Source organism: Arenibacter sp. ARW7G5Y1, assembly GCF_003201775.1.
Classification (GTDB): domain Bacteria; phylum Bacteroidota; class Bacteroidia; order Flavobacteriales; family Flavobacteriaceae; genus Arenibacter.
In genome coordinates, this window is sequence record NZ_QJJZ01000010.1 from 67,899 (window position 1) to 79,852 (window position 11,954).

14 protein-coding genes are annotated in these 11,954 nt (G+C 39.6%); 1 reads left to right on the forward strand and 13 read right to left on the reverse strand.

From position 1 onward, the window contains the following. Positions 1 to 674 precede the first annotated feature (674 nt). Positions 675 to 1,775 (forward strand): DUF4407 domain-containing protein, encoded by a 1,101-nt coding sequence (locus C7972_RS14900; RefSeq protein ID WP_110356976.1) that lies wholly within the window; start codon positions 675 to 677, stop codon positions 1,773 to 1,775. A gap of 102 nt (positions 1,776 to 1,877) precedes the next feature. On the opposite strand, the gene C7972_RS14905 is transcribed toward C7972_RS14900, so the two are convergent. The 13 genes from C7972_RS14905 to C7972_RS14965 form a co-directional block, all read right to left on the reverse strand. Continuing rightward, positions 1,878 to 2,879 carry a metal-dependent hydrolase gene (locus C7972_RS14905; RefSeq protein ID WP_110356977.1) on the reverse strand — a complete coding sequence of 334 codons (1,002 nt, stop codon included), beginning with the start codon at positions 2,877 to 2,879 and terminating at the stop codon, positions 1,878 to 1,880. 49 nt (positions 2,880 to 2,928) lie between these two features. Beyond that, positions 2,929 to 4,701 carry a DNA mismatch repair protein MutS gene (locus C7972_RS14910; protein ID WP_110356978.1) on the reverse strand — a complete coding sequence of 591 codons (1,773 nt, stop codon included), beginning with the start codon at positions 4,699 to 4,701 and terminating at the stop codon, positions 2,929 to 2,931. Positions 4,702 to 4,735: 34 nt separating this feature from the next. Further along, on the reverse strand, positions 4,736 to 5,095 hold the full coding sequence (locus C7972_RS14915) for an MmcQ/YjbR family DNA-binding protein (RefSeq protein ID WP_110356979.1): 360 nt from the start codon (positions 5,093 to 5,095) through the stop codon (positions 4,736 to 4,738). 18 nt (positions 5,096 to 5,113) lie between these two features. Next, positions 5,114 to 5,641 carry a GNAT family N-acetyltransferase gene (locus tag C7972_RS14920; protein WP_110356980.1) on the reverse strand — a complete coding sequence of 176 codons (528 nt, stop codon included), beginning with the start codon at positions 5,639 to 5,641 and terminating at the stop codon, positions 5,114 to 5,116. A 9-nt stretch (positions 5,642 to 5,650) separates the two neighbouring features. After that, positions 5,651 to 5,974: a Dabb family protein gene (locus C7972_RS14925; RefSeq protein WP_110356981.1), complete on the reverse strand. Its 324-nt coding sequence runs from the start codon at positions 5,972 to 5,974 to the stop codon at positions 5,651 to 5,653. A gap of 181 nt (positions 5,975 to 6,155) precedes the next feature. Then, entirely contained in the window at positions 6,156 to 6,779 is a 624-nt protein-coding gene (locus tag C7972_RS14930; RefSeq protein WP_110356982.1) for a DUF4230 domain-containing protein, read from the reverse strand. Continuing rightward, entirely contained in the window at positions 6,772 to 7,131 is a 360-nt protein-coding gene (locus tag C7972_RS14935) for a DUF4260 domain-containing protein (RefSeq protein WP_110356983.1), read from the reverse strand. The genes C7972_RS14930 and C7972_RS14935 overlap by 8 nt, the downstream gene beginning before the upstream one ends. An 11-nt stretch (positions 7,132 to 7,142) precedes the next feature. Next, positions 7,143 to 7,892 (reverse strand): cyclase family protein, encoded by a 750-nt coding sequence (locus C7972_RS14940; RefSeq protein WP_110356984.1) that lies wholly within the window; start codon positions 7,890 to 7,892, stop codon positions 7,143 to 7,145. A 37-nt stretch (positions 7,893 to 7,929) separates the two neighbouring features. Continuing rightward, positions 7,930 to 9,069, reverse strand: coding sequence for a radical SAM family heme chaperone HemW (gene hemW / locus C7972_RS14945; RefSeq protein ID WP_110356985.1), 1,140 nt, complete (start codon positions 9,067 to 9,069; stop codon positions 7,930 to 7,932). An 88-nt stretch (positions 9,070 to 9,157) separates the two neighbouring features. After that, a complete protein-coding gene (locus C7972_RS14950) occupies positions 9,158 to 9,523 on the reverse strand; it encodes a four helix bundle protein (protein WP_110356986.1) in 366 nt (121 codons plus the stop codon). Positions 9,524 to 9,707: 184 nt separating this feature from the next. Further along, positions 9,708 to 10,265, reverse strand: a complete 558-nt coding sequence (ruvC, locus tag C7972_RS14955; protein ID WP_110356987.1) for a crossover junction endodeoxyribonuclease RuvC — start codon at positions 10,263 to 10,265, stop codon at positions 9,708 to 9,710. 26 nt (positions 10,266 to 10,291) lie between these two features. Continuing rightward, on the reverse strand, positions 10,292 to 10,768 hold the full coding sequence (locus tag C7972_RS14960; RefSeq protein WP_110356988.1) for a hypothetical protein: 477 nt from the start codon (positions 10,766 to 10,768) through the stop codon (positions 10,292 to 10,294). 42 nt (positions 10,769 to 10,810) lie between these two features. Then, a complete protein-coding gene (locus tag C7972_RS14965) occupies positions 10,811 to 11,950 on the reverse strand; it encodes a lipopolysaccharide assembly protein LapB (protein WP_110356989.1) in 1,140 nt (379 codons plus the stop codon). Positions 11,951 to 11,954: the final 4 nt, after the last annotated feature.

Genomic DNA, 11,954 nt, shown 5'->3' on the forward strand with positions numbered 1-11,954 from the left:
TAAAAAAAACCTTGCAGGATCAGAAACTAGCCCAAACAGGAAATCCGGAAAACAATCATGTCCCAACACCATACCTACAAGGTTAAAAAAACCTTGCAGGATCAGAAACTAGCCCAAACGGGAAATCCGGAAAAATAATCATGCCCCAACAGTTTACCTACAAGGTTAAAAAAACCTTGCAGGATCAGAAACTAGCCCAAACGGGAAATCCGGAAAAACAATCATGTCCCAACACCATACCTACAAGGTTAAAAAAACCTTGCAGGATCAGAAACTAGCCCAAACAGGAAATCCGGAAAACAATCATGTCCCAACACCATACCTACAAGGTTAAAAAAACCTTGCAGGATCAGAAACTTGCCCAAACGGGAAATCCAGAAAAATAATCATGCCCCACCACTATACATATCGTCAACATTCCTTACTAAAAAAATGATATGAGTCCGCCTAAACAAAGACTATCCATTGTCCCCATAATTACACCCAATGAAGTGGTTTCATCAAAACACAATTAGGAATTGTTCTATTTTTTATGATAAATAATGTAACAATTCCCAGCCCTCTGCGTTCTAACTGGTATCGGATGTTTCCAAAAAACAGCTTTTTAAAAACATTGCCAAAAGCCAATTATGTGATTACATCGGATATTGAACATCAATCAAAATCAGAACACTATGTTACAGAAATTTTTTATTCTCTGCTCCGGAGCAGATTCCGATATTCTAAAAACCTGTTCCAAGGGAGAGCAAAACAAATATGCCGGAATCGGTGCCACGGTATTCTTTACTGCCCTCATGGCATTTATAGCTAGTGCCTATGCCCTCTTTACCGTCTTCGACAATGTCTACACGGCTATTTTCTTTGGCCTTATTTGGGGTCTGCTAATTTTTAATTTGGACCGATTTATAGTTTCTACCATAAAAAAGAACGATAGTTTTAAGAGCGAATTTTTACAAGCTACGCCACGGATAATATTAGCCATCATAATCGCCATTGTTATTTCCAAACCCTTGGAAATGAAAATTTTTGAAAAGGAGATCAATCAAGTGTTACTTGAAGAAAAAAATACGATGACTCTAGCCAATAAAGAGCAAATCGCAACCCAATATACCCCACAAATTGAAAAGCTAACATCCGATATTTTGGGCTTAAAAAATGAAATAGCGACTAAAGAAGCTGAAACCAATGCCCTTTATGACACCTATATTTCTGAAGCCGAGGGTACCGCAGGCACCAAATTATTGGGCAAAGGCCCGGTGTACAAGGAAAAACGGGATAAACACGACGCTGCACTAACAGAACTTCAATCCCTAAAACAAACCAACGCCGACAAAATTTCAGCCTTGGAAGCGCAGATTGAAGCCTTAAATCTTGAATATGCCGATCAAATAACAACCACACAACCCATCATTGATGGTTTCGACGGACTTATGGCGCGCATAAATGCCTTGGAAAGACTACCTTGGATGCCTTCCTTTTTTATATTTCTATTGTTCTTGGCCATAGAAACATCGCCCATAATAGCTAAATTACTATCCCCAAAAGGGTCTTATGATTACAAATTGGAAGATGAAGAAAGTGCCGTTAGGACCTGGGCCACCCAAAAAGTTGGTCAACGCGAAAAAGTATTGGAAACAGATACACAGTTAAACAATAAAATTTACAGTGAAATAGCCAAGGAAGAAGAAATATACAAATACAAAAAACAAAAGGCCGAGGAATTACTAAGGCTTCAGGCCAATGCCTTTCATGAAGCACAAATAAAGAGTTTATAGAGCATCGATCCAATATTCCACGGCTCTTAACCTAAAAAAACAAAAAGCCATCAACCTATCGATTACATTCTTTAGGACAATGAGACTAGGGGCAGTCCCCTGTTAATTCCCCCACATCCTAGCCCAAAGGGCCAAAAGGAGTTTTTTGGCATCCCTTTTTAATTTTGGACTTTCTTGAACCAAGATCGCCCCATCCTTCTGGATCAATTTATAATTAAAGGCAAATTGGGATTCATTGGAATCCAAGCTCATCAACCCGAATCGCAGGTCATTAAAAAACAGCTGTCCGTTTACCTCATTTATGGTATACCAACCTTGCGTAATTTTTTTAAGCCGTTGTATCTTATCGCTTTCGGGCAGGCCTTCCAATAGGTCGTGGTTTTTTGGATAGCGACTAAAATGAACGGGCTTATTATCAAAAAAAGAGTAGTTCCCTATTAGATAGGCATCCCCAGTATCCACATTGGCCGACCATAGAACAGTATTAAAGGGTGACGGTCTCACATCCATTTCATCATATGCTATCCCTTGTGCGTTCAGACTATCTGTAATCTTTTTAAATGCAATTCCCTTCAGTACCAAAGTCAGTCCCAAATAGGCACTACTAACCATCAACCCCATAGTATTATAACGACCACGCCTTGGCGAATCGCGCTTTTGTCGCAGGGCCATTATGAGAAATGCCAAAAAGGGCAACGTATATAGAGGGTCAATCACAAATATGTTCTGAAAAGCTATCCTAAGATCAAAAGGCCAAAAAAGTTGGGTCCCCCATGTGGTAAAGGCATCCAAAACGGGATGGGTAAAAAGTCCCCAAAAGAACAACCATGACCAATCTTTCCAAGTGGCAGGCCCCTTGCTTTCCAATTTAAAAACCAACCAACCGAAGATAGGGGCGAAAATTATGGAAAAGAAGATGGAGTGGGTAAGCCCTCTATGCCATTCTATTGCGGTAACCGTATCAGTAACATAGTTGGCCAAAACATCCAAATCCGGTATGGTCCCGGCAATAGCTCCATAAAGCATGGCCTTATTGCCTACTTTCCTGCCCAAAACCGCTTCTCCAACTGCGGCACCCAATACTATCTGCGTTAGCGAATCCATCCTTATTATTTATACAAAAAGACCAAGCCCCCAATCCAAACCATAGTGATTATTCCACTATCTCCATTTTCTTCAAAAGAAAGGAAGCATTCATATTCTTACATATGCCTGTTTTAAAGGTATAGTCAAAATTAAGTTCATTATTGATGATTTCAGCATCAAAATAGTAGTTCTTAACCTGTGGCAACACCTCTGAAACTTCACATAAACTTAAATCATGGGTCGCTATAATCCCTGTAGATTTTGAGGCTACCAACTTTTCAACAAACTTCCGAGAACCAATAGCCTTATCCATGCTATTGGTTCCTTTTAATATTTCATCCAAAACAATAAAATATTTGTCGTTCTGAATTTCATCCACAATAAACTTCAAGCGTTTCAATTCAGAAAAGAAATAAGATTCATCATCCGTTAAGGAATCGGTTGTGCGCATACTGGTAATTAATTTGATCGGTGAATACTCGGCTTCAGTTGCGCTAACAGGCAGCCCTACATTGGCCATGACAATTTGCAGGGAAACCGTTCTTAAAAAGGTACTTTTCCCGGCCATATTGGCTCCGGTAACAATAAAAAACTGCTCCCTAAGGATCGTTATATCATTGGGAACCGCTTTTTGGGGATCCAACAAAGGATGCGACGCCTCAATCGATTTTAATATAACCTCATTATCCACCAACTTGGGATAGCTATAATTGGGGTGATTATGGGCGAAATTTCCCAAACTATTAAAAGCATCAAAAAAAGCTATGGCGTTAAACCACTGTTCCACCTTTGGCCCGTGTTTGTCTATCCACCGTTCTATCCTATATGCCTGTAGCAGGTCCCAAAGAAAAAATCCGTTCCCTAACAAGGCAAAAAACATATTATTCCTTTGGTCCAAAGCGCCGAGAATTTCTGAGAATTCCTTTAAAACTTTTGAGGCCAACTCTTTCTGGGAGACCACAGAATTCCTCTTTTCCCTTAAAAGATCGGAGGTGAATTCCTGTTCCTCTATCTCTAGAATCAATTTTTGATATTGCTGAAAGGTGCTTTGTACCCTATTGGCATCCGAAGCCAGTTTAGAAGTGCTTTTTAGGTAAAAACCACTCAATAACAAACCCGCCAATAGTATTATGAAAATTGGGTAACCGGGTAATAGCCCCAATAAGTATCCTCCAATTAAAATCAGGGAAACCAAAGAAAAAGCATAGGATACAAAACGCATCACCTTGGGAACGTATGCCTTATACCCAGAAAGCCAAGAAACTATGGTCTTGGTACTGATATCAGTTTTTACCAGGCTAGCTATTGCAGAAAATTCCTGTCTCCAGTCGGGTAATTTGGATAATTCTTCCACAGCCTTCTGCTTGTCGGCAATATTGGCCAAATTATTGGACAATAGCATCTCCGCCAACATATCGCTACCTTGGAGCAAGGCGGTACGATTACTATACTGATAGAAAGACCCGTTTCCGAACAGGTCAATGTCCTGGGCAAAAAAATGGGTGGGATCCTTATATTCCGAACCATCGGGAAGGTGATGAAAATTGCGTTCCAACACCTTAATTTCCGTTTCATTAATTTTTACAAGGGCCAACAATTTGTCCCGTTTGTATTGTAGATCCGTATGTTTGGAAACCAGATATAAAAATAGGCCGATAGCGACTATAACAATCCCTATAACCAATTTGGTCTCCCCAAAAAAAAGGTAGGTAAGGCTGGTAGCCACAAGAAAAACGATCAATCTGATGGTACTGGATAAGGCCAATTGTCCTTTCACCCGCCCCAGCAATCCGGTTTGCAATTCAACTCTGTTTTTATAAAATGTTCTTAGGTTATCCATCTAGGAATTTGAAAAGTAAATTATGCAAATGTAGTTAATCCAAAGTCTTAAGTTGGGCCTGTAGCTTTTTTGTCAGACCGGCAACGACCAGATCATAGGAATGGTCTATCAAATCCCGGACCAAAGTAGGATCCAAGGACTCTAGATAAAGGGTATTCCAATGTACTTTGCTCATATGGTACCCAGCAGTGATTTTTCCTTCATATGTCTCCCGTAATTCAATGGCCCTTTCCGGATCGCATTTTAAATTAGCCTGGGACGGAATCCTTTCCAAGGGCACAAGGGCAAACATTTTCCCCATTACCTTAAACACCAAGGTACTGGCGTCAAAAGGAAATTCTTCCGTAACCCCCTTTTTATGAATGCAATGCTCTCTAAATTCCTCTATATTCATAGTATCGATTCTATTGAATCACAAGCGGGCCAGTTCTTTTAAACTACCCCATGTCACCCTACATTTAAGCACCTCCTGATCACCGATGTCATTTCCCACCAAGGTTTCAAAATTAACTCCTCCCAAACGCTCATAAAAGGCCATAGCGCTGGTATTGTTCTTTAGCACCCATAAATACAATTTTCCTTTGGGATTCTTCTTCAGTGCTTCTTGGGCCACCATGCCCATCAGATGTCTGCCAATTCCCTTTCCCTTGACCGTCATCAATACATGCAAATTGTCCAATAAGGTACCGTGTTCGGCATCATCCTCAAGAAAGGCACAGGCAAATCCGCAGATTTCCCCATCCTGTTCAGCTACCAAAACGACTTGATTAGGAGAGGGATTTCTTAGTCTATCTTTCCAAACCTCTTCTCTCTCCAATGCAGCTTCCACATCCAAAAAATGATCACTAAAATCACCTCTGTAATGCTGTTGCCAATTTTTTACGTGCAATTTGGCGATTTCCAAATAATCACCGGCCTTGGCTTGCCTATACGTCAACATAACAAATGATTAAATTCCTAGGGAATCGTACACTATTACCTTGGTCCATAAATTGCTCGATTCCGCAACAAATAGGTTGTGCGCTTCCTCTGTCTGATATTTTGTCTGTGCGTCTGCCGACTCAAAGGAAACTACCAAAGAATAGGTAAAGGACCCGTCCACAACATCGCGGGTGGCCTTGGGTGGAACCCCCACAAACTTGGTCTTGGCATATTTGGAATCCCGCATAAACTTCATGATGGAGGTTTCAAAAGCCTTTCTATCCTCAACATTATCAGGGTTCTTTAACCAAAAATAAACGGTGTGTACAAAATTGGAATCAAAGTTCTTCATATCTTCCTTGTTTTAACCATAATTACATACGGCCATTGTTAAAAATATTACGGTAAATTATAGTGTCAATAATTTTGAATATTGTTTGAATCTGTCCCAAATTTCCCAATATTTGGATAGATTTTTCATCTGCTAAAATAAAAAACAATTATCCAATTTGTGCCTTTTGGATAAAAGGAAATTAATCCTCCAAGAATTGCTTCTTTCTATTGCTTAATTCCAAGGCGGAATAATCCAGTTTCCAACCTATGGTCTCTACAATCTTTTCAATTAAAAGCACCGCCTCCAAAGCCTCCTTATTTGCAGTATCCATCAAACCACTTTGGGGAATCTTATCCCTTATATGTTGCTTTGCCTCCATATTCAGTGAGGTAAGATCCGTTGGAGTAAAGGAATTGAAAAGTCCGTTTTGAATGTCATAAAACTGTAGTTCCGGGGAAATGGACAAAATTTCAGGTTGTGGAAAATTGGTAAGGATAATTCTTTTCTTATCGTTATCCGCGTACATTTGCAACTTCTTAAGGTCAAAACCAATATGTGCCTTGGCGTTGATGATGATCAAGGCTTTCTTTTTGCTGCTTACCAAGCTAAGAAAACGCTCCTTGGTGTTTTCGTACCGATAAATTTCGGCAAAATCACCTTCCACCGTTATTAACTTGCATACGCTTTTTATCTTATCCAACAGAATGGTCGACTGATGTTCCGTAAGTTCCTTGCTCCTCTTTTTGCGAAAAAAGGAAAACACCCAGTACATGGTAATGGCCCCGAGAATAAGGCCTAAAAAAAGTTCCAATATATCACTCATCTCCCTTACCTATTTGTCCTAAGTGGGTATATTTAAACCCCTTGTTATATTTTAGTCCATAGCCAAATATCCTGTCCATGGAAGCATGCGAAAATAGGATGATTCCCATTAACTGACACAAAGGTAATGAAAGATAAATCCCCAAAAAATAAATAGCGATGGCCAAACCCTTATGATGAAATACATTATACCCAATGGCACCAACCCTATTTCCCATAAGATATCCCAGCATCCCAATATCGGGAGCCAAAATCAGAAATATAAACCACCACCAACTATAATCCAACAAACTAAAAAGATATAATCCTAGACAGAACATCAATAGTTCCTCTATTTTTAAAAGTAACCGCATACCGCAAATTATTATTCTTCTATTAAATACAAAACAGGCCTACTGGGGCTGGCATCATTTTCAAATGATGCCAACTGAAGGTTCAAGAAATATTTTCCATCCTTAATGGAGTTTGCCACAAATATAAACTCGGTTATTGTAGCTTCCAAACGATGTTTTCCATCATAATTCCAAAAAGTTTTATGCGCCAATAAAGCACCCCCATCCTTTTCCTTATCCACGGAAGGAAGATCTATCAACAGATGCTCCACTCCCTTATCCACCAATAACTGTGCTGCCGATTCCAATAAATATGGGGGGTTTGTATTGGCATATTGCCTAGTCATTTTATCCCTTAGGTTTGGTATGGTCCGGATGATTACTGCCTCCCTATTTTTATTGCCCAAGGCATACTGCAATTGCTTTTTGGAGATTACAAAATCGCCGTTTATTTTTTCCGGAGCTATGGTAATCACCTCGGCCATAAAAAAGAATTTGGAAAGACTTGTATTTACCGAGTTAAACTCTTCGGTAATATGTCCGATACATTCAGTATGGGTGCCATGGGCATGGGGATTAAAACAAATATCATTGAAATTTACCGAAGCCCCTTCGGACACCTTTCCAACAAAATCGCCCTCGCTATGAGGCTGAATTTTTGGAGCATCAACATACCATGCATTGACATTGGTACTTCTACCGGTGATAGGAATGGAGATATCCAAAGGTTTGGACAGGTCTATGGTGTAATTTTTTGTGTTGTGTTTTATAATTGTTTTCATGTTCAATTGGCACTATACCCGCCTTGGAAACAGGTGTCTATTTGCTATCAAATCTAACCATAAATAAATCTGCGGCAATCCCATCACTCAAAAATTTGCCTTTTTTTGAGACCAGTAAATTCCCATTCTCCATATAAAGCAGTCCATCTGCAATTCTTTTGTCGGCCCCTTGCACCAAATACGAAAGATATTCCGTTCCGAAGTCGGACTCTATCCTATCCAAGGAAACTCCCCATATGGTCCGCAATCCGGTCATGATATATTCGTTGTAACGATCCGTTATGGACAACGTTTCCACTTCCATAGGCAGTTGGTTTAGAGCCAATGCTTTTATATATTTTGCATTGTTATTAATATTCCACCCTCTTCTAATCCCGTCATAGGAATGGGCAGAGGGACCAATGCCAAGATATTTTTTTCCTTGCCAATAAGCCGTGTTGTTCCTAGAAAAGTAAGCAGGTTTTCCAAAATTGGAAATTTCATAGTTTACGAAACCCTCTTCTTCCAATTTCCGGACCAAAATATGGAAATGGGCTTCTGCCAATTCATCATCAACGGGCGGGATTAGTCCTTTCTCTATAAAAGTCTTTAAGGCTGTTTTGGGTTCTACGGTAAGGGCATAACTGGAAATGTGGGGTACGCCAAAGTCCAAGGCCTTTTCTATGTTGGAAATCCATCTTTCATTGGTCATTCCGGGAATGCCATAAATTAGATCGATGGATATGTTATCAAAATATTTTATTGCAAGCCCAATACAATCCTCCGCTTCTTTAGCATTGTGTGCCCTATTCATCATTTTCAAATCCTCCCCAAAAAAAGATTGAATACCAATACTCAGTCTATTGATTGGAGATCGGGCCAATTCCATTATTTTATCCAAGGACAAATCATCCGGATTGGCCTCCAAGGTTATTTCAGGATCAGCTACTACGGTATAATTACTATAAACTGCCCCGATTATCAGGTCTATTTCGGCCGTATCCAATACCGATGGCGTTCCGCCCCCAAAGTAAATGGTCTGTACCACCTCATCCTTAAATTCTTCCTTTCTAAGAACCAGTTCCTTAATCAGCGCCGATATCATTGCCTCCTTCTTCCCCATATTGGTGGAAAAATGAAAATCGCAATAATGGCACGCCTGCTTGCAAAAAGGAATATGTATGTAAATGCCGCTCATTTTTTCAGTGGTCAGTGGTCAGTGGTCAGTGGTCAGTGGTCAGTGGTCAGTGGTCAGTGGTCAGTGGTCAGTGGTCAGTAAAATTAACCTATTTGGAACCAAACTTATCGGGGTTATTGATCATAAAATAAATTAGCTTCCCAATTTCCTGACTTTCACTTACCATCTCATCGAATATTTCCTTTTTTATATATTGGCATTCCATGGCATATTCCATCCATACTAGGGTTTCTAAATTCTCAGCATCGCTAGCGGTTAATTTATTGATGAAATATTTAGGATAAAGTCGCTTAGCATAAGATTCGGCAATATTAGCTGAAACACTTCTGGAAGATCTTCTTATTTGATCGGTCAAGGAATACCTTTCTTCTTTTGGAAAGGATTTGGAAATTTCATAAATCCTCATTGCCAAGGCAAAAGATTTTTTATAGGCCAATAAATCTTGAAATCTCATAACTACTGATTATTGTTCAATACATCAAAAATAAGTCTTCGAATTAATTGGCAAATAGGTCTGATCAGAATTTTAACTGTTGGCTCTTACCATACTGTTTACTCATTACTGATTACTGTTCACTATATATCGGCTAAAGGATTACTATCTGTTCCCATACAAAGTATTGGTAATTGGTAATTGATTATTGTTTCTTGATTTTGTCACCGTTCTGTTTCACAAAAGCATCCCAACCACTATAGCTTTTGCCAACTTCTATTCGGCCTTCGTTATAAAAGTGGCATACAGCAGCTGCCAAGCCATCGGTACTGTCCAGGTTTTTGGGGAGCGACTTTAAACTCAGTACGCTTTGAAGCATTTTAGCCACCTGTTCCTTACTGGCGTTTCCGTTCCCGGTAATGGCCATTTTAATCTTTTTCGGCAGGTACTCGGTGATGGGGATCTGGCGCGATAAGCCAGCGGCCATGGCAACCCCCTGTGCCCTGCCCAGTTTGAGCATGGATTGAACATTCTTTCCAAAAAAAGGGGCCTCAATGGCGATTTCATCCGGGTGGTAGGTATCGATCAGTTCTATGGTGCGCTCAAATATGAGTTTAAGTTTGGTATAAGGGTCGTCATATTTCTTGAGCAAGAGCTCGTTCATCTGAAGAAACTCCATCTTTTTGTTCACCACCTTGATTAGGCCAAAGCCCATAATGGTAGTCCCAGGATCAATACCCAATATTATCTTTTCGTTTGCCAATGATGGAATTATTTTAGGTTTTACCGTTATTTAGAATTCACAATAATAGGAATCCTGAATTTTGAGGATACGGGCACCCCTCTTTTTAGGGCTGGCGATAACGGGGGCAGGCCTTTTAGACTTTGGGTGATGATAGTGCGAAATTCTGGGATCTGATTTTCAATATCCTCGTTACGCTGCACTTCCAAGACGGATATTTCCCCTTGATAATCCACTAAAAAATCTACGTATATGTTGGTATTGACATCGGACACGAACTGAAATTCAAAATCCTCCAAAGTCTCCGTGTATTGGTCCAAAAGGGTATTCTGAAAACAATCCAATTGTTCCGCCTTATCCATCATTTCATCACAATTGTCAAATAGTGGATAACGATCTACCTCGTTGAAATTTATATTGCGCATTTCCTCATTTACCAATTCTTGGGTTCTTTCTTCCTTGGAAGTAAACCAGTCGCAAGAGGTAAAAAGACAAAAACAAGCCAAAACCGCAACTTTCCTCATGTATGCCAGATTCTGGGCGGAAATTACAATTTTTTGATCAATTTAAGGGGTTTCCATATGAATTTCCTCCTTTAGTTTCATTATCCTTTTGGAGGTGAATTCCGAAAAGTAATCTCCTTTACCACCAAATTGCTCCTGATATTCCTGATAGCATTTTAAGGACATTTTGGGATTTTTGTAGTATTGATCGGTTAATAGGCAAACTTCATATTTATATAAATACCCTGTTGGATCTTCCATAAAAGCCTTTTTATAATATTCGATCGCCAATTTTAAATTGTTTTGCTCCACTGCAAGTCTTGCCAAGGCATTATACTCCTTGTCCAACACCACCTTCTGAACTTCAATAGATTTTTTAATATAAATATTGGCACTATCCAGTTGCTGCAATTTTGCAAATGCACTTCCCATGCCGTAAAGTGCAATTGGGTTCTCTTCATCAAAAGTTAAAAGATTTTCATAGGCTTTTTTTGCCTTCTCGAACTTACCCAAGGCAAAATAAGAATACCCCATTTTTTCAAAAATGTATTCCTTATACTCTCCCAAGTCAACCAGACGTTCAAATAAAGGTAAAGCAAGCCATAGCAAATTATCATTGTAGTTGGCTAGGGCCTTTAGATTGATCAAGCTCACATCGTTTTCGTAAAAATGCAATCCTTTATCCACATATTTCAGAACTGAGTCCCGTTCCCTTTGTAATAAATAATATTTCCCTAATTGAAACAAACTGCGCAAATGGGTGTTATCAACCTTTACCGAGTGCTTGTAGGCAGCAATACTCTCGGGAAAAAGATTTAATTCCTTTAAGGACTCCCCTAGATAGTAGAAGTATTCAGGGTTAGGATTCTTTCCATGTACTAATTGAGAAAAGACCTCCTTGGCAAGAGCATGTTTCTTAAGTTTTAGATACAGCCTTCCAAGTTCATATGTTGCCAATTCTTGGAATTCGTTTTTCTGGACTATGTTTTCATACTGTGCCAGTGCCTTTTCGTAATTCCCTATAGCATTGTAGGCTCGGGCAATCTGTAATTGGGCATTTGGGCTTGCCACCTTGGCATATTCATTTATAGCCAAAGTGTAATTGCCAATAGCATAAAGGCTGTCGGCAACTGCCAAGACGGAGGATTGAGCTCCGGTCTTGACGAATAATAGCAGAAAAATAATCCTGAGAATTGTGGTCACTAAT